This is a genomic window from Phenylobacterium sp. (assembly GCF_035309685.1).
Taxonomy (GTDB): Bacteria; Pseudomonadota; Alphaproteobacteria; order Caulobacterales; family Caulobacteraceae; genus Phenylobacterium.
In genome coordinates, this window is the sequence record NZ_DATGEX010000049.1 from 57,400 (window position 1) to 80,453 (window position 23,054).

23 protein-coding genes and 2 tRNA genes are annotated in these 23,054 nt (G+C 70.6%); 19 read left to right on the forward strand and 6 right to left on the reverse strand.

Annotation, left to right across the window (positions count from 1 at the left end; all coding sequences use genetic code 11):
* Nucleotides 1–52: 52 nt before the first annotated feature.
* The 4 genes from VKQ35_RS15910 to VKQ35_RS15925 all read left to right on the forward strand — a co-directional run bounded on the left by VKQ35_RS15910 (nucleotide 53) and on the right by VKQ35_RS15925 (nucleotide 3,349).
* Nucleotides 53–352 carry a heavy metal-binding domain-containing protein gene (locus VKQ35_RS15910; protein ID WP_324363353.1) on the forward strand — a complete coding sequence of 100 codons (300 nt, stop codon included), beginning with the start codon at nucleotides 53–55 and terminating at the stop codon, nucleotides 350–352.
* Between the two features lie 35 nt (nucleotides 353–387).
* Nucleotides 388–1,032, forward strand: coding sequence for a hypothetical protein (locus VKQ35_RS15915; protein ID WP_324363355.1), 645 nt, complete (start codon nucleotides 388–390; stop codon nucleotides 1,030–1,032).
* 88 nt (nucleotides 1,033–1,120) lie between these two features.
* Complete coding sequence (locus VKQ35_RS15920; RefSeq protein ID WP_324363356.1) at nucleotides 1,121–1,516, forward strand: BlaI/MecI/CopY family transcriptional regulator; 396 nt, start codon at nucleotides 1,121–1,123, stop codon at nucleotides 1,514–1,516.
* A gap of 3 nt (nucleotides 1,517–1,519) precedes the next feature.
* The gene (locus tag VKQ35_RS15925; RefSeq protein WP_324363358.1) at nucleotides 1,520–3,349 is read left to right on the forward strand and encodes a M56 family metallopeptidase; all 1,830 of its coding nucleotides are present in this window, start codon (nucleotides 1,520–1,522) and stop codon (nucleotides 3,347–3,349) included.
* Between the two features lie 74 nt (nucleotides 3,350–3,423).
* On the opposite strand, the gene VKQ35_RS15930 is transcribed toward VKQ35_RS15925, so the two are convergent.
* A tRNA-Gln gene (locus VKQ35_RS15930) sits at nucleotides 3,424–3,497 on the reverse strand.
* Between the two features lie 185 nt (nucleotides 3,498–3,682).
* Between VKQ35_RS15930 and VKQ35_RS15935 the strand changes: the two genes are divergently transcribed.
* The 8 genes from VKQ35_RS15935 (at nucleotide 3,683) to ureG (ending at nucleotide 8,857) form a co-directional block, all read left to right on the forward strand.
* Nucleotides 3,683–3,759, forward strand: a tRNA-Pro gene (locus tag VKQ35_RS15935).
* Nucleotides 3,760–3,930: 171 nt separating this feature from the next.
* A complete protein-coding gene (locus tag VKQ35_RS15940; RefSeq protein WP_324363360.1) occupies nucleotides 3,931–4,779 on the forward strand; it encodes an urease accessory protein UreD in 849 nt (282 codons plus the stop codon).
* A 1-nt stretch (nucleotide 4,780) separates the two neighbouring features.
* Complete coding sequence (locus VKQ35_RS15945) at nucleotides 4,781–5,083, forward strand: urease subunit gamma (RefSeq protein ID WP_324363362.1); 303 nt, start codon at nucleotides 4,781–4,783, stop codon at nucleotides 5,081–5,083.
* A 10-nt stretch (nucleotides 5,084–5,093) separates the two neighbouring features.
* On the forward strand, nucleotides 5,094–5,399 hold the full coding sequence (locus VKQ35_RS15950; RefSeq protein ID WP_324363364.1) for an urease subunit beta: 306 nt from the start codon (nucleotides 5,094–5,096) through the stop codon (nucleotides 5,397–5,399).
* Nucleotides 5,400–7,109 (forward strand): urease subunit alpha, encoded by a 1,710-nt coding sequence (gene ureC, locus VKQ35_RS15955; RefSeq protein ID WP_324363366.1) that lies wholly within the window; start codon nucleotides 5,400–5,402, stop codon nucleotides 7,107–7,109. It begins immediately after the preceding gene.
* Nucleotides 7,109–7,576 carry an urease accessory protein UreE gene (locus tag VKQ35_RS15960; RefSeq protein ID WP_324363368.1) on the forward strand — a complete coding sequence of 156 codons (468 nt, stop codon included), beginning with the start codon at nucleotides 7,109–7,111 and terminating at the stop codon, nucleotides 7,574–7,576. Before ureC ends, VKQ35_RS15960 begins: the two co-directional genes overlap by 1 nt.
* Nucleotides 7,542–8,225: an urease accessory protein UreF gene (locus VKQ35_RS15965; RefSeq protein WP_324363370.1), complete on the forward strand. Its 684-nt coding sequence runs from the start codon at nucleotides 7,542–7,544 to the stop codon at nucleotides 8,223–8,225. The genes VKQ35_RS15960 and VKQ35_RS15965 overlap by 35 nt, the downstream gene beginning before the upstream one ends.
* Entirely contained in the window at nucleotides 8,222–8,857 is a 636-nt protein-coding gene (gene ureG, locus VKQ35_RS15970) for an urease accessory protein UreG (RefSeq protein WP_324363371.1), read from the forward strand. Before VKQ35_RS15965 ends, ureG begins: the two co-directional genes overlap by 4 nt.
* A 20-nt stretch (nucleotides 8,858–8,877) precedes the next feature.
* Here ureG and VKQ35_RS15975 read toward each other — a convergent pair whose 3' ends face one another.
* Genes VKQ35_RS15975 through puuE form a run of 4 tightly spaced genes read right to left on the reverse strand, consistent with a single transcriptional unit; the run spans nucleotide 8,878 to nucleotide 13,161 of the window.
* Nucleotides 8,878–10,734 (reverse strand): CHASE3 domain-containing protein, encoded by a 1,857-nt coding sequence (locus VKQ35_RS15975; protein ID WP_324363373.1) that lies wholly within the window; start codon nucleotides 10,732–10,734, stop codon nucleotides 8,878–8,880.
* Nucleotides 10,735–10,773: 39 nt separating this feature from the next.
* Nucleotides 10,774–11,760, reverse strand: a complete 987-nt coding sequence (gene alc, locus VKQ35_RS15980; protein WP_324363375.1) for an allantoicase — start codon at nucleotides 11,758–11,760, stop codon at nucleotides 10,774–10,776.
* Between the two features lie 11 nt (nucleotides 11,761–11,771).
* Nucleotides 11,772–12,260 (reverse strand): 2-oxo-4-hydroxy-4-carboxy-5-ureidoimidazoline decarboxylase, encoded by a 489-nt coding sequence (gene uraD / locus VKQ35_RS15985; RefSeq protein WP_324363376.1) that lies wholly within the window; start codon nucleotides 12,258–12,260, stop codon nucleotides 11,772–11,774.
* On the reverse strand, nucleotides 12,250–13,161 hold the full coding sequence (gene puuE, locus VKQ35_RS15990) for an allantoinase PuuE (RefSeq protein ID WP_324363378.1): 912 nt from the start codon (nucleotides 13,159–13,161) through the stop codon (nucleotides 12,250–12,252). Before puuE ends, uraD begins: the two co-directional genes overlap by 11 nt.
* A 110-nt stretch (nucleotides 13,162–13,271) precedes the next feature.
* On the opposite strand from puuE, the gene uraH reads away from it, so the two are divergent.
* The 7 genes from uraH (at nucleotide 13,272) to sppA (ending at nucleotide 21,957) form a co-directional block, all read left to right on the forward strand.
* Nucleotides 13,272–13,613, forward strand: coding sequence for a hydroxyisourate hydrolase (uraH, locus tag VKQ35_RS15995; protein ID WP_324363379.1), 342 nt, complete (start codon nucleotides 13,272–13,274; stop codon nucleotides 13,611–13,613).
* Nucleotides 13,614–13,615: 2 nt separating this feature from the next.
* On the forward strand, nucleotides 13,616–15,073 hold the full coding sequence (gene xdhA, locus VKQ35_RS16000; protein WP_324363381.1) for a xanthine dehydrogenase small subunit: 1,458 nt from the start codon (nucleotides 13,616–13,618) through the stop codon (nucleotides 15,071–15,073).
* Nucleotides 15,066–17,390 carry a xanthine dehydrogenase molybdopterin binding subunit gene (gene xdhB, locus VKQ35_RS16005; RefSeq protein WP_324363383.1) on the forward strand — a complete coding sequence of 775 codons (2,325 nt, stop codon included), beginning with the start codon at nucleotides 15,066–15,068 and terminating at the stop codon, nucleotides 17,388–17,390. Before xdhA ends, xdhB begins: the two co-directional genes overlap by 8 nt.
* Nucleotides 17,383–18,360 carry a xanthine dehydrogenase accessory protein XdhC gene (gene xdhC, locus VKQ35_RS16010; protein ID WP_324363385.1) on the forward strand — a complete coding sequence of 326 codons (978 nt, stop codon included), beginning with the start codon at nucleotides 17,383–17,385 and terminating at the stop codon, nucleotides 18,358–18,360. Before xdhB ends, xdhC begins: the two co-directional genes overlap by 8 nt.
* Complete coding sequence (locus VKQ35_RS16015) at nucleotides 18,357–19,547, forward strand: urate hydroxylase PuuD (RefSeq protein WP_324363387.1); 1,191 nt, start codon at nucleotides 18,357–18,359, stop codon at nucleotides 19,545–19,547. The genes xdhC and VKQ35_RS16015 overlap by 4 nt, the downstream gene beginning before the upstream one ends.
* Nucleotides 19,548–19,555: 8 nt before the next feature.
* The gene (locus tag VKQ35_RS16020; protein WP_324363389.1) at nucleotides 19,556–20,041 is read left to right on the forward strand and encodes an ureidoglycolate lyase; all 486 of its coding nucleotides are present in this window, start codon (nucleotides 19,556–19,558) and stop codon (nucleotides 20,039–20,041) included.
* 140 nt (nucleotides 20,042–20,181) lie between these two features.
* On the forward strand, nucleotides 20,182–21,957 hold the full coding sequence (sppA, locus tag VKQ35_RS16025; protein ID WP_324363391.1) for a signal peptide peptidase SppA: 1,776 nt from the start codon (nucleotides 20,182–20,184) through the stop codon (nucleotides 21,955–21,957).
* 4 nt (nucleotides 21,958–21,961) lie between these two features.
* On the opposite strand, the gene VKQ35_RS16030 is transcribed toward sppA, so the two are convergent.
* Nucleotides 21,962–23,002, reverse strand: coding sequence for an aspartyl protease family protein (locus tag VKQ35_RS16030; protein ID WP_324363393.1), 1,041 nt, complete (start codon nucleotides 23,000–23,002; stop codon nucleotides 21,962–21,964).
* Nucleotides 23,003–23,054 lie beyond the last annotated feature (52 nt).

Sequence of the window (23,054 nt, forward strand, 5' to 3'; positions counted from 1 at the left end):
CGCCACCGCGGGCGCGCGCAGCATGCGCCTTCCCTGACCTCACGGAGCCGCCATGACCCTCGCTTCCCGCCGGTTCATCCTGCAGGGCGCTTTCTTCGGCGTCGCCTGCGCCTGCGCCGCCGTCGGCGCCGCCTCCGCCCAGGCGCCGGCCTCGCCGCCCAAGCCGGGCCAGAAATACGTCTGTCCGCCCTGCGGCTGCGCCGCCGACGGCAAGGAGTTCGATGCGCCGGGCGCCTGCCCGGAATGCGGCATGCCACTGGTCGCCAAGCCCGCCGATCCGAAGGCCGGCGCCCCGGCGCCGAAGCTCGCCTCGGCTCGGCAAACCTCGGCGGCAAAGTCCGCGCCCGCCTGATTCCAGCCGCAGGGGCGGCATGCTAGAGCTTGCCCATGCCGCACAGCCCGATCAGCTCAGGCCCCGACGACATCGAGGCCCATCCGCGCCACACGGGTCACCGCTGGTTCGATCTGATCCTGGCGCTCTCCGCGATCTTCATCTCGGCGGTGTCGCTGGCCGTCGCCATCGAGCACGGCCGCACCGAGCGCGACCTGGTGGCCGCCAGCTCCTGGCCGTTCGTCAAGCTGATGCTCAGCAACGAATACAGCGAGGGCGAGGGCCATCAGTTCGCGGCCTTCGGCGCCATCAACGGCGGCGTGGGCCCGGCCAAGCTGCAAAGCTTTGAGGTGTTCTTCAAGGGCCAAGCCATGCGTTCGGGCGCCGACCTCCTGCGCCACTGCTGCGGCCTGGGGCCGACCCCCGAAGACTTCCGCCGCGAACTGCCGCACGGCTTCCACTACGAGATCACCGACCGCACGGTTATGCGGCCCGGCGAGACCATGGTGACGTTCGGCGCGCCGCGCGGAACCGATGTCGGAGACCGCCTGGCCGGCCTGATCACCGGCCTTACCTTCCGCGCCTGCTACTGCTCGATCCTCGACCAATGCTACGTCGGCAATATGCGCGACACCCGGGTCGAGGCGGTCAAGACCTGCCCCGAGCCCAAGGTGCGTTTCGACCCCGCCTCCATCGACTGACGGCGTCCAAGCCGAATTCCTACTAAAAGTTTAGTTGCCAGCCCGGGTTTGGCGCGCGACCATCTCCGAACGATTTAGGAGAACAGGCGTGACCACATCTTCCCGGGCCAAGGCGAGCGGCGTCCTCACCCCGCTGGAGCTGCAGATCATGCAGGTGCTGTGGACCGCGGGGCCCAGCCCAGTCGCCGCCGTGCAGGAGCGCCTGGGCTCCGACCTCGCCTACACCACCGTCCAGACCATGCTGAACGTGCTGTTGCGCAAGAAGAAGGTGCGCCGCACCCAGGTGGGCCGCGCCTTCACCTACGAGGCGGCCGTCAGCCGCGACCGGGCCACAGGGGCGGCGCTGAAGGACCTGGTGTCGCGGATGTTCGGCGGCTCCGGCGAGGCCATGCTGATGGCGCTCGTCAACACCCAGCAGATCACCCCCGAACAGCTCACCCGCGCGGCCGAACTCGTGAAGCGCGGCGACGACGAGGAGGCTTAGGCGATGCAACAGCTTCTCGCGGGCTATCTGGTCAACGCCGCCTGGCAGATCCCGGTGGTGGCGTTCTGCGCCTTCCTCGTCTCCCGTTTCGGCGGCCTCTCGCCGCAGGCCCGCAACCGTCTGTGGCTGCTGTTCCTCGGCATCGCCGCGGTCCTGCCGGCGGTGTCGCTGGCGGCGCTCCTGCCCCACGCCGCGCCCACGGTCGCCCGCGTGCCCGTCGACGCGGTCGCCGCCGCCGCCATCGAGGCCGCCGCGCCAGACCCCGACGTCCTCGTCCCGGCCGCCCAGCCGGCCCTTGAACTCTCAGCCTGGTCAGCCTGGGCCATGACCGCGTTTTCCGCCGCCGTGGTGGCGCTGTTGATCGTGCGCCTGAGCCTGGCCGCCAGGGCGGCAGGGCGGCTGGTCCGCCAGTCGCGCCCCGTCGTCCTGCCGAGCGCCGTCGCCACAGCCCTCGAACGTCTCGCTCAGGCCCATGGCCGCATCGCCGCCCCGGTCCGCAGCTCCAAGCGCGTCTCCAGCCCCGCCGTGGTCGGCGCGGTCTCGCCGGTCATCCTGATCCCCGACGGCCTGGCGGTCGCCGACGACGACCTGCGCGCCGCCTTGCTGCACGAAATGGCCCACGTGATCCGCCACGACTATGCGGTGAACCTGGCCTGCGAGGTCATGACCCTGCCGGTCTGCTGGCACCCGGCGCTGGCCACCTTGAAGGCCGGCGTCGCCAAGAGCCGCGAACTCGCCTGCGACGCCATGGCCGCCGACGCCATCGGCTCGTCCAAGACCTACGCCCGGCGGCTGGTGTCGCTAGCTCAGACGCTCGGCGCCCAGTCCCACGGAATTCAGACCCTGGGGGGTCCAACCCACGCCATGTCCCGCAATGCGGCCCTGGCGGTCGGCCTGTTCGGCCGCAGCGATCTGGAGGATCGTCTCATGCACCTGATGAAGCCCAAGGATACCGAAGCCCCGGCGCTGCGCGCCGCCCGCCTCTGCGGCCTGGCCGCGGTCGGCGCCGGCCTGCTGGGCTCCGCCGCCCTGCTGCATGTCACCCCGGTCTTCGCCCAACCGGCGACGCCGGTGACCGCCCAGCCGCTGGCCCCGCCGTCCAGCGCCGCCACCGCGGCGACCCGCCAGGCCCAAACCGACGCCGCCAAGCCCGAGACCGCCACACCGGCCACGCACAGGCATCACGGCGTCATCATCAACGACGGCAATGTGATCGTCAGCGCAGCGGACGGCCGCTACCCTCACACGTTCAAGGCGTCCGACGGCCGCGACTTCACCGTCTACACCGACGACGCCAAGGAGCCGTCCCCCGAGCAGCAGCGCGAATTCGAGGCTCAGGTTCAGAAGGCCGAGGCCAGGGCCGCCGAAGCGGTGAAGCGGGTCAATTCGCCGGAGTTCAAGGCCAGGATCGCCGCGGCCACCGCCCGCGCCGCCGAGGCTGAGGCGCGGGTGAACTCACCGGAATTCAAGGCCCGCATCGCCGCCGCCGAGGCCCGCGCGGCCGACGCCGAGAAGATGATCAACTCGCCCGAGTTCAAGGCGAGGATCGCCGCCGCCGAGGCGCGCGGCGCCGAAGCCGAGAAAATGGTCAACTCGCCGGAGTTCAAGGCCCGCATCGCCGCGGCCCAGGCCCACGCCGCCGACGTCGAGAAGATGATCAATTCGCCCGAGTTCAAGGCCCGCATCGCCCGCGCCGCTGAAGCCGGCGCCCGCTTCAACACGCCGGAGTTCAAGGAACGCATGGAGCGGATGCAGAAGCGCCTCGACGAGCTCTCCCGCGACGACGCCCCGGCCACGCCCTCGAGCCCCGACGCCCCGAAGCCGACGCCCTGAGCCCACGCCCTGCGTCGGCCCGGGCGCGGGCCGGCGCAGTCGTCAGCGGATCCTGGGGGCGATTGGGGAGACGTTGGCTGGGGAACTAGGACTCGAACCTAGAATGACGGTACCAAAAACCGCAGTGTTACCATTACACCATTCCCCAGCAGGAACGGCCGCGAGGGGTCCCCGCGCGGAGGCGTCGAGATAGCGTATGACACCCTGCGATGCAACGCCCCCAAAGTCATCGGGGAAGTCATTGCGGGGGTCGCGTTTTTGACGCCGCCGCAAAGCGCGCTAACCCCGCCTTGCGGGCCACCAACCCCTCCTCTATAAGGCGCCCTCCAAAGTCGGAGTGTGGCTCAGTCTGGTAGAGCACTGCGTTCGGGACGCAGGGGTCGCAGGTTCAAATCCTGCCACTCCGACCAATCATTTTCCCGCCGGTTGCGCGGGACGCCCTCCCGGCCAATACCCACAAGAAGTCCGCCAGTTAGGTGGGCGCCCGGCTGGCGCCCAATGAGCCGGCGCCAGGCCTCGATCGGGCCCGCACGCTCGCGACAGGCTGGACTCACCGCCGCCGGCCCTCCCACAGTCCGGGGATGAGCCTAGCCGCGCCGCCCGTTCTGGACCTTGACCTCGAACAGCGCGCTGCGCTGCAACGGGCCCAGGGCGTGGGGCGGATCGAGGTGTCCGCCGAGGGTGGCCGCACACGGCTGCGGCGGCTTTACCAGGAGGGCTGCGGCAAGATCCTCCTGCCCGTCGACCTCGCCGCGCGTTCGCTGGAAGCCGTGGCGATCAACACCTCCGGCGGCCTGACCGGCGGCGACCAAATGGCCTGGCGCGTCGCGGCGAGGGCCGGCGGCTCGCTGACCGTGACCACCCAGGCCTGCGAAAAGATCTACCGGGCGCGCGATGGCCACGCGGTCGTCGCCGTCGATCTGGAGGTCGGCGCGGGCGCGCGGATCGACTGGCTGCCGCAGGAAACCATCCTGTTCGATGGCGCGGCGCTCACCCGCACCCTGCAGGCGGACCTGGCCGCCGACGCCGCCCTGCTGGTCGTCGAAGCCGTGGTCCTGGGCCGCACGGCGATGGGCGAAAGCGTGCGGCGCGGCGCGCTGCGCGACCGCTGGCGGATCCGGCGCGAGGGCCGCCTGGTCTTCGCCGACGACCTGCGCCTCGATGGGCCCGTCACCGATGTCGCGGCGCTCGCTCCGACTCTGGCTGGCGGCAAGGCCTTCGCCTCGCTGCTGCTGGTCGCCGACGACGCCGAGCGCCTCCTCGCCCCCATTCGCGCCGCCATTGGCTCAGCGGGCGGGGCCAGCGCCTTCGGCGGCAAGCTCTTCGCCCGCATCGTCGCGGCCGACGGGCTCAGCCTGCGACGCGCCCTGCTGCCGGCCATCGCCGCGCTCCGCGACGGCGCGCCGCCCCCTCGCGTCTGGCGGCTCTAAGATGAACCTTACCCCCCGCGAAAAGGACAAGCTGCTGATCGCCATGGCCGCCGAGGTGGCCCGCAAGCGTCTGGCCCGCGGCGTGAAGCTGAACCACCCGGAAGCCATAGCGCTCATCACCGACTTCGTGGTCGAGGGCGCCCGCGATGGCCGCACCGTCGCCGAGCTGATGGAGGCCGGCGCCCACGTGATCACCCGCGCCCAGGTCATGGAGGGCATCGCCGAGATGATCCACGACGTCCAGGTCGAGGCGACCTTTCCCGACGGGACCAAGCTGGTCACCGTCCACCATCCGATCCGATGAGGCGCTGACCATGATCCCCGGCGAAGTCATCACCGTGCCCGGCGACCTGGAGCTCAACGCCGGCGCGTCGCCGCTTACCCTGCAGGTCGCCAACACCGGCGACCGGCCGATCCAGGTCGGCAGCCACTACCACTTCTTCGAGACCAATCCGGCGCTCAGCTTCGACCGCGCCGCCGCGCGCGGCATGCGCCTGGACATCGCCGCGGGGACCGCCGTGCGCTTCGAGCCCGGCCAGGCCCGCGAGGTGACCCTGATCCCCTTCGGCGGCGCGCGGCGGGTGTTCGGCTTCCGCCAGGCCGTGATGGGCGAGCTCTAGATGCCGGCCCGCGTCACCCGCGCCGGCTATGCGGCCATGTTCGGCCCGACTGTGGGCGACCGGGTGCGCCTGGCCGACACCGAACTCTTCATCGAGGTCGAGCGCGACTTCACCACCTACGGCGAGGAAGTGACCTTCGGCGGCGGCAAGGTGATCCGCGACGGCATGGGCCAGAGCCAGGTCACCCGTGCGGCGGGCGCCGTCGACACGGTGATCACCAACGCGGTGATCGTCGACCACTGGGGGATCGTGAAAGCCGACGTGGGCCTGAAGGACGGCCGCATCGCAAAGATCGGCAAGGCCGGCAATCCTGACGCGCAGAACGGCGTCGACATCGTCATCGGGCCTGGGACCGAGATCATCGCCGGCGAGGGCAAGATCCTCACCGCCGGGGCCATGGACTGCCACATCCACTTCATCTGCCCGCAACAGGTGGAGGACGCCCTGATGAGCGGCGTCACCTGCATGCTGGGCGGCGGCACGGGTCCCGCGACCGGGACCAAGGCCACCACCGCGACGCCCGGACCCTGGCACCTGGCGCGGATGATCGAGGCCGCCGAGGCGCTGCCGATGAACATCGGCTTCTCCGGCAAGGGCAATGCCAGCCTGCCCGCCGCCCTGGTGGAGCAGGTCGCGGGCGGCGCGTGTGCGCTCAAGCTGCACGAGGACTGGGGCACGACGCCGGCGGCCATCGACTGCTGCCTTGCCGTCGGCGACGCCCACGACGTGCAGGTGATGATCCACACCGACACCCTCAACGAGAGCGGCTTCGTCGAGGACACCGTCGCGGCGCTCAAGGGCCGCACCATCCACGCCTTCCACACCGAAGGCGCCGGCGGCGGCCATGCGCCGGACATCATCAAGGTCGCGGGCCTGGCCAACGTCATCCCGTCGTCGACCAACCCGACGCGGCCCTACACGCGCAACACGCTCGCCGAGCACCTCGACATGCTGATGGTCTGCCACCACCTGGACCCGTCGATCCCCGAGGACGTGGCCTTCGCCGAGAGCCGAATCCGCAAGGAGACCATCGCGGCGGAAGACATCCTCCACGACCTGGGCGCGTTTTCGATCATCTCGTCGGACAGCCAGGCCATGGGCCGGGTGGGCGAGGTGCTGATCCGCACCTGGCAGACCGCCGACAAGATGAAGAAGCAGCGCGGGTCCCTGGCCGGCGACGGCGCGGCGGACAACGCGCGGGTGAAGCGCTACATCGCCAAGTACACGATCAACCCGGCCATCGCTCACGGCATGAGCGCCCACATCGGCAGCGTCGAGGCCGGCAAGCGCGCCGACCTGGTGCTTTGGGATCCTGCCTTCTTCGGCGTGAAACCGGACCTGGTGATCATGGGCGGCTCCATCGTCGCCGCGCCCATGGGCGACCCCAACGCCTCGATCCCGACGCCGCAGCCGGTGCACTACCGCCCGATGTTCGGCGCGCTCGGCAAGGCGCTGACGCGGTCATCGGTGACCTTTGTCTCCCGGCTGGCCCTGGAGAACGACCTGCGCGGTCGGCTGAGCTTGGACAAGGAGCTGGTCGCCGTCGAGAACGTGCGCGGCGGCATCTCAAAGGCTTCGATGGTCCACAATTCGGCGACGCCGGTGATCGAGGTCGATCCGGAGACCTACGAGGTGAAGGCCGACGGCGAACTCCTCACCTGCGAACCGGCCGACGTGCTCCCCATGGCCCAGAGGTATTTCCTGTTCTGATGCCGCATACCCCGATCACCGACGTGCTGCCCAGGGGCGCCTGGAGCGGCGAGCCCGCCGACCGGGTGGTGCTGGACTACGACGGCCGCCACCGCCGCCGGATCGTCCTGACCGGCGCCTCCGGTGCGGAATACCTGCTGGACCTCCCTGAAACGACGCACCTGCGCGACGGTGACGGCCTGCAGACCGGCCGCGGCATCGTGCAGATCGTGGCGCGGCCGGAACCCTTGCTGGAGGTGCGCGCGGCGAGCCCGCAGGCGCTGATCCGCCTGGCCTGGCACATCGGCAACCGGCACCTGGCCGCCCAGGTCTTCGCCGACCGCATCCTGATCCGCCGCGACCACGTCATCGCCCACATGCTCGAACACCAGGGCGCCAAGGTCCGCGAGGTCGAGGAGGCCTTTGATCCCGAGGGCGGCGCCTATCAGGATCATGGGCCGGGCGATCACCACCACCATGACCACTGAGGCTCAACTCCTGCGGCTGATGACCTGGCTGTCGCCGGCTTTCCCGGTCGGCGCCTTCGGCTATTCGCACGGCCTGGAGACCGCCATCCGCGAGGGGTTGGTGCGCGACGCCGACACGCTTGCGGCCTGGGTCGGCGGTCTCGTGGAGCTCGGCGGCGGCTGGACGGACGCGGTGCTGTTCACCGCCGCCTGGGAGGCCTCGGCCGCGCGGGACGCGCTCGCGCTCGCCGAACTGGTCGAACTGGCCGAAGCGCTCGCGCCGACCCTGGAGCGCCGCCGCGAGACCCTGGCGCAGGGCGAGGCCTTCCTGGTCGCGGCGCGGGCCTGGGGACCGCCGGAGCTCAACGGCCCGGTCGCTTACCCGGTCGCCGTCGGTTCGGCCGCGGCGCGGGCGGGCATCCCGGCTGGGGCCGCGCTCACGGCCTGGCTGCACGCCTTCTGCGCCAACCTGGTCAGCGTCGCCGTCCGCGCCATTCCCATCGGCCAGACCGACGGTGTCGCCGTGATCGCCGCGCTCGAGCCGACGATCCTGGCCACAGCGGGTCGCGCGGCGGCTTCGACGCTGGACGATCTGGGCGCCTGCGCGCTCAACTCCGACATCGCCGCCATGCGGCACGAGACCCTGGACGGAAGGCTTTTTGCGTCATGACCAGCCGCAACGGCCCCTTACGCATCGGCATCGGCGGCCCGGTGGGCTCCGGGAAAACGACGCTGGTGGAGAAGCTCTGCAAGCAGATGCGCGACCGCTGGAGCGTCGCCGTCGTCACCAACGACATCTACACCCAGGAAGACGCCCTGATCCTCAACCGGCTGCAGGCGCTCTCCGAGGACCGCATCCTCGGCGTCGAGACCGGCGGCTGCCCGCACACCGCCATCCGCGAGGACGCCTCGCTGAACCTAGCCGCCATCGCCGAGATGAACCGGCGCCACCCCGACCTGGACGTGATCTTCATCGAGAGCGGCGGCGACAACCTGGCGGCCACCTTCTCGCCCGACCTCGCCGACCTGACAATCTATGTGATCAGCGTCTGCCAGGGGGAGAAGATCCCGCGCAAAGGCGGCCCAGCGATCACCCGCTCGGACCTGCTGGTGGTCAACAAGACCGACCTCGCGCCGCACGTGGGCGCAGACCTCGCCGTCATGCGCGCCGACACCGCCAAGGCGCGTGGCGAGCGCCCCTATGTGTTCACCGACCTGACGCGCCTGGTGGGCGTCGCCGAGGTGGCAGGCTTCATCGCCCGGGCCGGCGGCTTGCCGGCGCCGATGAGCGACGTGGCCTAGCGGACCGCGATGGCTCCCGCTTAGGGAGCCTCGCCGGGACCGCCATCCAGGATTTCGCGGACCTTGCGCGGGAGCTGCTCGACCGTGAAGGGCTTGGCGAGCAGCGAGACGTCGGCGTCCAGGACGCCGTTGTGCACGATGGCGTTGCGCGTGTAGCCGGTTGTGTAGAGCACCTTCAGCCCGGGCCGCGCCTCGACGGCTTTCAGGGCGAGCTGCCGGCCGTTCATTCCGGGCATGACGATGTCCGTGAACAGCAGGTCGAGCTTAGGCAGGTCCGCGATCTTCTCCAGGGCGCGCCGCGGATCGTCGGCGTGCAGGACCAGATAGCCCAGGTCGCGCAGGACGTTGACCGAGAGCTGGCGCACATCGGTCTCGTCCTCGACGACCAGAATGGTTTCGCCGGGCCGGGCCACGGGGACATCGCCTAGGGGCGCCGGAGCGGCTTCCTTGGGCGGCTCGGCGCCGACGTAGCGCGGCAGGTAGACCTTCACCGTCGTCCCGACGCCGACTTCCGAATAGATCTTGATGTGGCCGCCGGACTGTTTGACGAAGCCATGCACCTGGCTGAGCCCAAGGCCCGTGCCCTTCCCCGAACCCTTGGTCGTGTAGAAGGGGTCGAAGGCGTTCTCCACCACCTCGGGCGGCATGCCCGTCCCGGTGTCGGTCACCGACAGCATGACGTACTGGCCCGGCGCGACGTCCACATGGCCGGCGACATAGGCCTCGTCCAGATGGGCGTTGGAGGTTTCCAGCGTCAGCCGGCCGCCGTCCGGCATGGCGTCACGGGCGTTGACGCTGAGGTTCAAGAGCGCGTTTTCAAGCTGGCCCGGATCGATACGCGTCCGCCACAGGCCGCCCGCCAGGACGGTCTCGAGCTCGACGTGCTCACCCAGCGTGCGGCGCAGCAGTTCGGACATCGTGGCGGTCAGCTTGTTGGCGTCCACCACCTCCGGCGCCAGCGGCTGCTGGCGGGAAAAGGCCAGCAGGCGGGCAGTGAGCGCGGCGGCGCGCTGCGCGCCGGAGAAGGCCGCATCGATGAAGGTCTCCGCCTTGCGCGGGTCCTTGGCGAGATTGCGCTTGGCGACGTCCAGCGAGCCGATGACGATCGCCAGCATGTTGTTGAAGTCGTGCGCGATGCCGCCGGTCAGCTGGCCGATCGCCTCCACCTTCTGCATCTGCCGGATCTGGGATTGAGCCGCCTCCCGCTGGGCGGCCTCGTCCGCCAGCGCCTGGCGCGCGGCCCTCGCTTCGGCCAGCCGCTGCAGCAGGTCGCGGCGAACGAACCCGCCCAGCACGAACAGCGCCAGGATGATCGCCAGCAAGCCGGCCAGGATGACGCTCGCCCAGCGCCGGGCCACGGTGTTTCGCGACGTCAGCCGCTGGTCCTGCTCGCTCTTCATCGACGCCACGACCACGCGCGCGGAGTCCATCAGCGCCTTGCCCCGGTCGAGGCGCGCCGGCGACGCCGCGGCCTCGCGGTCGCCCTTGTCGTAGAGATCGATCGAGTCCTTCAGCACCCTCTGGCGCTCGGCGGCGATGCTGCGAAGCCGGACCAGGGCCGCGCCCTGTTTGGGATCGTCGGCGAGCTCGGCCTTCAGGATGTCGAGTTCGGGGTCGAGGTGCGCCAGCGCCGCGTTGTAGGGTTCGAGATAGGCGGGGCGGCCGGTGAGCAGATAGCCCCGCGCCCCGGTTTCGGCGTCCTGCAGCCGCGACAGGACCATGCCGAGCTGGTTTTCGATCTCCAGCGTGCGGACCACGGCCGAAAAGCCGCGCTGCTGGCGGCTCGAGGCGCCGATCGCCAGCAAAAGCGCCAGGATCAGGATCGCGAAACCCGCCGCGAGGATGATCAGCGCGCGGTCCGCTCGGGCTGAAGCCATCTGGCGGTGATGCCGAACAATCGCCGCCTTAGCAAGCGGCTAGCGGACGAGCGTTCCGACCACCCGCAAGCGGCTCACCCCGCCGTCGGGGAAGATGTTGAGCCGCACGAATTTCACCGGCCCGAGATCGGCCAGCTCATCACGGAATTCATGCACAGCGTCGGCCGCCAGCTTCGCCTCCGGCAGCAGCACCGGCCAAGCCTCGGCCTGGGCCGCGATCTCCTCCGGCGAGCCGGCGGCGCTGGCGCTCGCCTGGATCGAGCAGCGGTCGGGGTAGTTGCCCTTGAAGTGAGCGGTGTCGACGGCGACCGAGCGCACGCGGCCCAAGGCGCCGAGTTCCAGCACCGCCCAGTCGTGGCCCGGCTCGCGCCGCCGCCGCGTCTCCCAACCATCGCCCATGTTCACCCCGCGGCCTGGCGCCGTCAGGTTCGCCACCGCGCCGTAGTGCTCGTCGTTGGCGATGACGCCCCGGCCGCCATTGGCCACCGCCAGCAGGTCGACGGCCTCCTGCGCGCCGACCTTGGCCCAGTCCGGCAGCACCCGGCCCCAGACCCGCAGGCGCGCGATCCCGCCATCGGGATAGATGTGCAGGCGCACATGGGTGACGGACTGGCCGTGCTCGACGGGCACATAGACGCGGTTGTCGCCGGCGAGGTCCAGGCGCGGGGTGACAGAGGTCCAGGCCGCATCGCCGGGGATGGCGTCGGCCGAGTTGCAGACCTCGATCATGGCGCCTGGCGGGTAGTTGCCGGTGAAGAAGGCGGTGTCGATCTCGAAGCCCGCCACCTCGCCGGGAACACCCAGCCGGATCACGCACCAGTCGTGTCCGGGAACGCGCTTGCGGCGGCTTTCCCAGCCATCCATCCACTTGCCGTTGTCGTCATAGACCCCCTCGCGCCAGACCGGCGGCGCCGGGTCGATCAGGCGGGCCTTGTCGGCGAAGAAGTCGTCGGTGGCGTAGACCACCTCGCTTCCCAGGCGGGGCTGGGCGAGGTCTACGTAGCGGCGGCGCAGGTCTTCGAACACGGGGGGTCTTTCTAGATCAGCTCGGCGAGGCGGAACCCCGCGATGCGGTGGATCTGGGCGATGGCCGTCGCGAACTCGGTCTCCGGATCGTTGGCCAGCCGCGCCTCGAAGGCCGCCAGGATGTCGGCGCGGCTCAGCCCCTTCACCGCGACGATGAAGGGAAAGCCGAAGCGGGAATTGTAGGCGGCGTTCAGGCGCTGGAAGGCGTCGAACTCCGCCGGCGAGCATTGGTCCAGGCCCGCGCCCGACTGCTCCTTCACCGAGGCCTCGGCCATCTTGGCGCGGCCCGCCAACTCCGGGTGCGCGCGGATGAGCGCCAGCCGCATCTCGCGCGGCGCGGCGTCCACCTCGTCGCGCAGGGCCCCGGCCAGCGCCGCCGGATCGTCCAGACGGCCGGCCTCCGCAGCCGGCCAGACGCCCTCGGCCACCCAGGGCGAGTCCTCGTACACCGGACCGAAGCGGGCGAGGAATTGCGCGTGGGTGAGGTCGCTAACCGGCATGCGGATGCCGCTCGCGCCAGTGCCGCGCGATCTCGACGCGGCGGCAGAACCAGACGTCACGATGGCCGAGCGCATGCCTCAGGAACCGCTCCAGCCCGGCCAGCTTCCCGGGCCGTCCGGCCAGGCGGCAGTGCAGGCCGATGGACAACATCTTCGGCGAGGTCTCCCCCTCGGCGTAGAGCACGTCGAAGGCGTCGCGCAGATAGGTGAAGAAGTCCTCGCCGGTGACCAGGCCGCCGCCCGAGAACCGCATGTCGTTGGCTTCCAGCGTATAGGGCACGATCAACTGCGGCTTGCCGGCCTCCACGGTCCAGAACGGAAGATCGTCGGAATAGTCGTCGGCGTCGTAGAGGAAGCCGCCCTCTTCCGCCGCCAGGCGCCGGGTGTTGGGACCGGTGCGGCCGGCGTACCAGCCGAGCGGTCGTTCGCCGGTGAGGCGCGTGTGGATCTCGATGGCGCGCGCCATGTGCTCGCGCTCCACGGCCTCCGGCGCGTCCTGGTAGTTGATCCAGCGCCAGCCGTGGCTGGCGATCTCGTGTCCGGCCTGGAGAAAGGCCTCGACCACCGCGGGGTTGCGCTCCAGAGCCATGGCCACGCCGAAAACGGTGACCGGCACGCCATACCGCTCGAACAGCCGCAGCAGCCGCCAAACGCCGGCGCGGCTGCCGTACTCGTAGATCTGCTCCATGCTCATGTGCCGCGCGCCGACGATGGCCGGCGGGTTGATCATGTCGGAGAGAAAGGTCTCGGAACGGTCGTCCCCGTGCAGGACGCTCATCTCCCCGCCTTCCTCGTAGTTCAGCACGATCTGCACGGCGATCCGCGCCCCGCCCGGCCAGTCGGCGTGCGGCGGGTTGCGGCCGTAGCCGATCAGGTCGCGGGGATAGGAGGCGTCCGGCATGGATGACCGCTTAGCAGGCTTCGCGCGGCCTGCAGCCTCGCAAGAAGGCCAAACAGTTGCAATTGCATGGGGTTGGACCGACTCTGGGCGGCTGGTGTCCCGGAAGTCATATGAGCGGCCTTACCACCCACGTCCTCGACACCGCCCACGGCAAGCCGGCCGCGGGCGTGGCCGTGCGCCTGCTGCGCGGCGGCGAGGTCTTGGTCAGCACACGGACCAATGGCGACGGCCGCTGCGATTCGCCCCTGCTGGCCGGCGAGGCGATGAGCGCGGGCGCCTATCGGCTGGAGTTCGCGGTCGGCGCCTACTATCGCGCGCTTGGCGTGGCGCTGCCCGATCCGGCCTTCCTCGAGGTCGTGGCCGTCGAGTTCGGGATCGCCGGCGCGGGCGCCCACTACCACGTGCCCCTGCTGGTCAGCCCGTTCGGCTATTCGACCTATCGCGGCAGCTGACCATGAGCCGGCCGATTCGATTCTTGCTGGATGGCGAGGTCCGCGAACTCCGCGACATCGACCCCACGCTGACCGTGCTCAACCTGCTGCGGTACGACCTGCGGCGGACCGGGACCAAGGAAGGCTGCGCCGAGGGCGACTGCGGCGCCTGCACCGTCGTGCTGGGCGAGCTTGCGGCGGACGGCGCGGTGACGTTTCGGGCGGTCAACGCCTGCATCCTCTTCGCGCCGATGCTGGACGGCCGCGCCCTGTTCACGGTCGAGAGCTTGAAGAAGGACGGCGCGCCGCACCCGGTGCAGCAGGCGATGGTCGCCAACCACGCCAGCCAGTGCGGCTTCTGCACCCCCGGCTTCGTGATGAGCCTCTATGCGCACCAGCGCTCCGGCGCGCCCACCGACAGCGCCAGCCTGAAGGACGCGCTCGCCGGCAACCTCTGCCGCTGCACGGGCTACGGCCCGATCCTGGCGGCGGGCCAGGCCATGGGCGACGATCCCGACGCCGGCGCGGCGGCCGACGCGCTGGCCGTGGCCCTGGCGGCCATCCAGCCGGACGACGGCCTGGAGATCGAGCACAGGGGCCGCCGGTTCCTCGCGCCCCGGACCGCGGCCGCCTTCGCCGCCGCCGTCCAGCAGTATCCCGACGCGACCGTCCTGGCCGGCGGCACCGACGTCGGCCTGTGGGTCACCAAGCAGCATCGCGACCTGACGACCGTCATCTCGGCCAACGAGGTCGCCGAACTTCGCCGCATCGACGACCTTGGCGACGCGATCCGCATCGGCGCCGGCGTGCGCTACACCGACGCCTTCTCCGCCCTGAGCGACCTGCACCCCGAGTTCGGCGAGCTGCTGCGCCGGCTGGGCGGCCTGCAGGTGCGCAACGCCGGCACGATCTGCGGCAACATCGCCAACGGCTCGCCCATCGGCGACATGCCGCCGGCCCTGATCGCCGCCGGCGCGAGCCTCGTCCTGCGCAAAGGCGCGGCGACGCGGACGATGCCGCTGGACGCCTATTTCCTGGCCTACGGGCAACAGGATCGCGCGCCCGGCGAATTCGTCGAGGCGGTGATCGTGCCCCGCGTCCCCGCCGGCCGCGTCTTCCGCCTCTACAAGCTCTCCAAGCGCTTCGATCAGGATATTTCCGCCGTCTGCGCCGGGATCTCGATCGGTGTGGCGGACGGCCGGGTCACCGACGCCCGCATCGCCTTTGGCGGCATGGCCGCGACGCCCAAGCGCGCGGCGGCCTGCGAGGCCGCCTTGACCGGCCAGCCCTGGATCGAGGCCACGGTCCGCGCCGCCGCCGAGGCTCTGGCGAACGACTTCCAGCCCATCGACGACATGCGCGCCTCCGCCGCCTATCGCTTGGCGGCCGCCCGGAACCTGATCGTGCGCGCCTGGCTGGAGAGCGGGGCGGCCTCGGCGCCCACCCGTGTGCTCGACGCGCAGGCGGTGGCCCATGGCTGACGCCGGCGAGGCCCTGCGGACCCTGGGCGCGCTGCACAGCGCCATCGCCCACGACAGCGCCGAAAAGCATGTGGCGGGCGAAGCGCTCTACATCGACGACCTGCCGGAACCCGCCGGCCTGCTGCACCTCTATGTGGGCCAGAGCGGCCGCGCCCACGCCCGCGTCACCCGCCTGGACCTGACAGCTGTCCGCGCCGCGCCCGGCGTCGTCTGCGTGCTGACCGCCGCCGACGTGCCCGGCCGCAACGACATCGGCCCGGTGCAGAACGACGAGCCCCTGCTGCCCGAGGGCGTTGTCCGTTTCGTCGGCCAGCCGCTGTTCGCCGTCGCCGCCGAGAGCCTGCCCAAGGCCCGCGCCGCCGCCGCGCTCGCCGTGGTCGAATATGAAGACCTGCCGCCGCTGCTGACCATCGAGGCGGCGCAAGCCGCCGATTCCCTGATCGAGGACAGCCAGGTCATGCGACTGGGCGACGCCCACGCGGCGATCGCGGCGGCCCCGCACGCGCTCTCCGGCCGCCTCGCCATCGGCGGCCAGGACCACTTCTATCTGGAAGGCCAGGTGGCGCTGGTGGTCCCCGGCGAAGACGGCGACCTGCACGTCTGGTCGTCGACCCAGAACCCCACCGAGACCCAGCACCTGATCGCCCGCTGCCTGGGCCTGCGCGACAACGCCGTGGTGGTCGAGGTGCGGCGCATGGGTGGCGGCTTCGGCGGCAAGGAGACCCAGTCGGTGCACTATGCGGCCCTGGCCGCCCTCGCCGCGCAAAAGACCGGGCGGCCGGCCAAGGTCCGCCTCGACCGCGACGACGACATGGCGATGACCGGCAAGCGGCATGCCTTCGTCACCGACTGGCAGGTGGGCTTCGGCGACGACGGGGTCTTGGCCGGCGCGGCCTTGGAGCTGGCCTCTCGCTGCGGCCACTCCGCCGACCTCTCCATCGCCATCAACGACCGGGCGATGTTCCATTCCGACAACGCCTACGCCCTGCAGGCGGCCGAGATCGTCAGCCACCGGCTGCGCACCAACACCGTCTCCGACACCGCCTTCCGGGGCTTCGGCGGGCCGCAGGGGATGATGGGGATCGAGCGGGCGATGGACGCCATCGCGCTCAATCTGGGCAAGGACCCGTTGGACGTGCGCCTGGCCAATCTCTACGGCGTCTCCGGCGACGAGACGCCCTACGGCCAGACCGTCACCGACGCGGTCACCTTCGAGATCATGACCGAGCTGGAGGTCTCGTGCGATTACCGCGCGCGGCGCAAGGCGGTCGCCGCCTGGAACGCCGACAATAGCATCCTGAAGCGCGGCCTGGCCCTGACGCCAGTGAAGTTCGGCATCTCGTTCACCGCCAACCACCTGAACCAGGCCGGCGCGCTCGTTCACGTCTACACCGACGGTTCGATCCACCTGAACCACGGCGGGACCGAGATGGGCCAGGGGCTCAACATCAAGGTCGCTCAGGTGGTCGCCCACGAGTTCCAGGTCCCGCTGGGGACGGTGAAAATCAGCGCAACGCGCACCGATAAGGTCCCCAACACCTCGGCCACCGCCGCCTCGTCCGGCAGCGACCTCAACGGCATGGCCGCCCAGGCCGCGGCGCGGATCATCAAGGACCGGCTGGTCGCCTTCGCCGCCAGGGAATTCGGCTGCAAGCCCGACGAGGTGGTCTTCGGCCCCGACGGCGTCCTGGCGGGCGCCACCTCGCTCAGCTTCACCGAGCTGGTGCGCCGCGCTTATTTCGACCGTGTCTCGCTCTCGGCCACGGGCTACTACCGCACGCCGGAAATCCACTACGACCGCGCCCGCCACCAGGGCCGGCCGTTCTATTATTTCGCCTATGGCGCGGCCTGTTCGGAGGTGGTCATCGACACCCTGACCGGCGAGAACAAGGTCACCCGCGTCGACATCCTGCACGACTGCGGCCGATCCCTGAACCCGGCGGTGGACGCCGGCCAGATCGAGGGCGGGTTCATCCAGGGCATGGGCTGGCTCACCACCGAGGAGCTGGTGTTCGACGATCACGGCGCGCTTCGCACCCATGCGCCCTCGACCTACAAGATCCCCACAGCCAGCGACCGACCCGACGCCTTCAACCTGGCGCTCTGGTCGGGCGAGAACCGCGAGGCGACGATCCATCGTTCCAAGGCCGTCGGCGAGCCGCCGCTGATGCTGGCGATCTCGGTCTTCTCGGCGCTGACCGATGCGGTGGCGAGCGCCGCCGACCACCGGGTCATGCCCAACCTGGACGCCCCGGCGACGCCGGAGCGCATCCTGGCCGCGGTCGAGGATGTCCGGCGGAGGGCGGCCGATGTCTGAGTGGATCGGCGAGGCCCTGGCGGCGGTGGCGCGCGGCGAGGCGCTGGCCATGGCGACGGTCGTCGGCGCGCAGGGCTCGACGCCGCGCGAGATCGGCGCGCGGATGCTGGTCTGGCCGGACCGCTTCACCGGCACCATCGGCGGCGGGTCGCTGGAGCGGCAGGCGCTGGATCAGGCGCGCAGGCTGCTGGCGCAGGACGCGCGCCGCCACGCCCTGCAGGACTATCCGCTGGGCCCGTTGCTCGGCCAGTGCTGCGGCGGGCGCGTCCGCCTGCTGGTCGAGCGGATCGACGCGGAGAGCGCCGGCTGGCTCGCCGACGCCGCCCGGGCCTGCGAGGGCGGCGCGCCCTTCCGACTGCAGGCCGAGGTCGAGGGCGCGGACCTGCGCCGCTCGGTCCAGGGCGCCCCAGAGGCTCAGGCCAATGGCGAGGACACCGCCGACAACTCCCCGCGCATCCCGATCCCGGACGTCCGGACGCTTTCGGAAGCCATCACGCCGGTCCGGCCGCGGCTGGTGATTTTCGGGGCCGGCCACGTGGGCCAGGCGGTCGCGCGGGCGTTCGCGCCACTGCCCTTCCACCTGGACTGGCTGGCGAGCCGCGAGGATCTGCGCCCCGAGGCCGGCGGAACCCACGCCGAGATTCTCAGCGAGGACGAGCTGGAGGCCTGTATCGCCGCCGCCCCGCCGGCGACCCTGTTCGCGATCTTCACCCACAGCCACGACCTGGACTATCGCCTGACCCGCGCGGCGCTGGCCAAAGGCGATTTCGGCTACCTCGGCCTGATCGGCTCGCACACCAAGCGGGTGCGGTTCGAACGGCGCCTGCGCGATGACGGTGTGACCGACGCCGAGCTCGCCCGCCTCACCTGTCCGATCGGCATCCCGAGCCTGAAGAGCAAGGCGCCGGCGGTGATCGCCGTGTCGCTGGCCGCCGAACTGCTGGCGCTCGCGGAGGGCCCCTCGGCGTGACCTTCGAATGGGCCGCCTGGGCCAACCTCGCCATCCGCTGGCTGCACCTGACAGCCGGCATCGCCTGGATCGGCTCGTCGTTCTATTTCATGTGGCTGGACAGTCACCTGAAGCCCCCGGCCAAACCCCCTGCGGGCGTCGCCGGCGAACTTTGGAGCGTCCATTCGGGCGGCTTCTACCACCAGATGAAGTTCATGGTCGCGCCGCCGGGCATGCCCGACGAGCTGCACTGGTTCAAATGGGAGGCCTACACCACCTGGATTTCCGGCGTCCTGCTGCTGGCGCTGATCTTCTACGTCGGGGCCGACGTGAACCTGATCGACGCGTCGAAGGCCGCGCTGACCACCTGGCAGGCGATCGGCATCGGCGCAGGCTCCCTGGCCGTCGGCTGGCTTGTCTATGACGCCCTCTGCCGCTCGCCCATCGGCCAGAACCTGCGGGTGTTCGGGATCGTCTGGTTCCTAGTCCTGACGGCGGCGGCCTATGGCCTGACCCGCATCTTCTCGGACCTCGGCGCGGTGATGCACCTGGGCGCGATCATCGGCACGGTGATGGTCGCCAACGTCTTCCTGATCATCATCCCCAATCAGCGCAAGGTGGTGGCCCAGGTGCTGGCCGGTCAGGCCCCCGATCCGGCGCTCGGCAAGCAGGCCAAGCAGCGCAGCGTCCACAACAACTACATGACGCTGCCGGTGCTGTTCGTGATGATCAGCAACCACTATCCCATGGTGATCTCCGGGCCGCTGAACTGGCTGTGGCTGGCGGGGCTGAGCCTGGCGGGGATCTCGATCCGCCACTTCTTCAACCTCAAGAACGCCGGCCAGATCCGGGCCGACTTCCTGCTGCTGGGCGCGCTCGCCTTCGTGACCGTGGCGGTGCTCGCCGAGACCACCAAGCCGCCGCCGCCCGCCGCTGTTCCTGTCCCCCCGTTTGCCGAAGTGCGCGCGCTGATCGACCGCCACTGCGTCATGTGCCACTCGGCTGAGCCCACCCACAAGGGCGTCACCGCGCCGCCCAACGGCGTGATCCTCGACACCGACGAAGGCCTGACGAAGAACGCCGCCAAGGTCTACGAGCGCGCCGTCGCCAGCCGCTCCATGCCGCTGAACAACGAAACCCATATCACCCAGGCCGAGCGCGCCAGCCTGGGCGCCTGGATCAAGGCCGGCGCGAGGGTTTCCCCCTGATGCGCGAGATGGCGCCTGAACCACTCACCGCCGAGGCCTTCGCGCCCTTCGGCGAGGTGATCGAGGCCTCCGAGCGGGCCGAACAGATCGCCATCAACTACGGCATGACGACGCGCTTCAACGACCTGGCCGCCGTCGACGTCGGCGACGACAAGGGCCGGGCGATCCTCAGCATCTTCCGCGGCAGGCCGCTGAGCCCGCCGGTGCTGCGGGTCTTCGAGCGCCATCCGCTGGGCAGCCAGGCCTTCGTACCCCTGAGCGGGCGGCCCTTCCTGGTCGCCGTGGCGCCAGCCGGCGCCTTCGACCCGGCCGCCATCCGCCTGTTCCGCGCCGCGCCGCATCAGGGCGTGAACTACGCCAAGGGCGTCTGGCATCACTTCCTGCTGCCGCTGGGCGCGGAGAGTGACTTCCTGGTCATCGACCGCGCCGGCCCCGGCGACAATCTGGATGAGATCGAACTCGGTCCCGAGGCGGCCATCCTGGCCGAAGCCTGACCACGGCGGCAGCGGGTGGCGCGCTCAGGGCGGGCCGTCGGCCCGCGTTTGAGCCGCGCCTTGCGAAATCGTGTGCCAGACGCGGCGCATCTGCTTAAACACGCGGTCAGGTCTTCCGTCAGAGCGCACCTGGGTCACCGATGAAGCAGTTCCTGATCACCGCGGCCGGCGTCTTCGCGGGCCTCCTGATCTTCCTGATCGGCGTGCCCTTCGTGCTGATCTCCATGGCCGCGGCGGCCGCCGGCCCTGCGCCGACGCCGGCCAAGACGGTGCTGGAGCTCGACCTGCGCGACTCGCTCACCGACCAGTCGGCCCAGAACGTGCTGGCGGGCTTCGCCAGGCGCGGCCACTCGGCCATGTCGATCATCGAGGGCCTGCGCCGCGCCGAGAAGGACGACCGCGTCAAAGGCGTCCTGATCCGCCTGCCGGAGGGCGGGGTCGAGCCCGGACTCGCCGACGAATTGCGCCTGGGGATCCGGCACTTCCGCACCTCGGGCAAGCCGGTGATCGCCCACAGCCAGGGCCTCTATCCCTCCGGCGTGGTGACCGCCACCTACATGATCGGCGCGGCGTCGGACGACCTCTGGATGCAGCCCGGCGCCTCGTTCCAGGTCACCGGCCTTTCCAACGAGGACCTGTTCTTCAAGCGCGCCTTCGACAAGTACGGCGTCCACGCCGACTACGAGCAGCGCTATGAGTACAAGAACGCCGTCAACGGCTACCTCTACGACGACTACACGCCGGCCCATCGCGCCGCCGAGCTGTCGTGGATGACATCGGTCTACCAGACCGACATCGCCGCCGCCGCCGTCGACCGCAAGCTCGACCCGGCCGTGCTCAAGACCACGCTGGAGGCCGGCCCCTATCTGTCCGACGAGGCGCTGGACAAGCATCTGATCGACCACGTGGGCCAGGTGCACGAGGCGCAGGCGGCCCTGCTGAAAAAGGCCGGCGAAGGCGCCGAGCTGATGGACTTCGAGGACTACGCCCACGGGCGCGCGCCGCGCGAGCGGGGCCTGGGTCCGGCCGTGGCGGTGATCGAGGCCGAGGGCGACATCGTCGATGGCAAGGACCAGGGCGGCAACCCGTTCCGCGGCGGCTCGTCCATCTACGCCGACGACGTCGCCGACGCCTTCTACGACGCCATCAAGGCCAAGGACGTGAAGGCTATCGTGCTGCGCCTCAATTCCCCCGGCGGCTCCGACACCGCCTCGGAAGAAATCCTGGCCGCCATCCGCGCCGCCAAGGCCGCCGGCAAGCCGGTGGTGGTCTCTATGGGCACCTACGGCGCTTCAGGCGGCTATTGGATCTCGTCGGAGGCCTCGGCCATCGTCGCCGAGCCCTCGACGCTCACCGGCTCCATCGGGGTGTTCGGCGGCAAGTTCGCGCTGGGCGAGGCGCTGGCCCGCTTCGGCGTCGACGTGCGCCAGCTCAGCGTCGGCGGCGACTATGCGTCGGGCTTCGGCATGGGCAAGGAGTTCACGCCGGCCCAGCGCGCGGCCTTCTCCCACTGGATGGACCGCATCTACGACAACTTCGTCCAGCGGGTCGCCGCCGGGCGCAAGCTCTCGCCCGACCGGGTGCGCGAGATCGCCAAGGGCCACGTCTGGACCGGCGCGCAGGCCAAGGACCTGGGCCTGGTCGACGAGCTCGGCGGCTTCTACGAGGCGGTCGCCAAGGCCAAGACCCTGGCCGGCGTCACCGGCGAAGCGCGGCTGAAGCGCATGTCGCCCTCCGGCTCGCCGATCGAGGCGGTGCAGAAGATGCTGGGCGTCTCGGCCTCGTCGGCCAAGACGCTCGCCGCCGCCGCCTGGGTGTTCGGCGACCCCCGCGCCCAGTCCATCCTCGACGAACTCGGCCAAGCCCGCCTGCGCAGCCAGGGCGCCATGGTCCTCGACCCGACCCGGGTGCGATAGCCCCCTACCGGCCGCCCTGCCGCGTCTGCAGCCGCAGGCGGGGATCGCCGGGCGGGGCGGGCTGGAAGACCACGACCTTTCGGTAGAAATCCAGCGTCACCGACTGGAAGTGCCGCAGCACGTCGACCCCGATCAGGATCGCCGGCCGGTCCGACAGCTTCCACAGGTCGAAGATGTGCAGCTCGGCGAAGATGCCCAGCACGTCGTAGATTTGCATGCCGCCCAGCCGCAGCACCGGCAGGGGCGCGAACTCTCCCATCATCGTCTGGCCGGTGGCGCTGAGCAGCGGCACCGGCGCGAGGCGCGGTCCGAAATCCGGATGGGTGTGCACCACCGCGTCGCGCAGGGCGTGGTTGCCCACCGTCACCTGGGCCCCGGAATCGATGAAGGCGGCGACCCGCACGTCGGCCACCTGGGCGTCCAGGATCACCAGCTGCCCATCGCGGATGGCGGCGGCCACCTGGATCGGATCGGTGTCGCCGCGGATGCGGGTGTTGCTCCCCTGGCCGACCTCCATGCCGTAGCCGGACGGGGAAATCTCGAAGCGGTTGTCGAGGAAATCCAGCGACATGTGCCGCCCCTTGAGCATGTCGACGCCCAGCAGGCCGTCGGCCCCCAGGCGGCTCCTGTCCAGCACCGGCAGCACCATGTCGCGCGACGTCACCGCCGCGACGCTGAGGCGGCTCACCAGGGCGAGCGCCGCGGGCTCCGCGCCGGCGATGCCGTGGACGTCGGCCTGACCGGCCGACGGCAGGCCGCAGGCGGCCGCCACCTCGGTCGAGACCACGGACCGATTGGCCCCGGTGTCGACCACGAAACCGTAGGGCCCCTTGCTGTTCAGGAACACCGGCACGACCATCCGCCGCGCCTGGTCGAAGGCGGTCTCCAGTTGCGCGCCGGCGTCCGGCGGCGGCCCCTGGACGGGCCCAGTGTCGGCGAGGTTGATCGAGATCAATCGGCGCTCAGCCGGCGTCACGCAGGCGCTGAGCAATGCCGGCGCGAGCGCGGCGGCGAGGCCGCGCCTGGACCATCCTTCCCCGGTCATTCCGACTCCCTTTGGCCGCGAGCTTGCCCCGCGGGCCCGCAAAGCGGAAGGC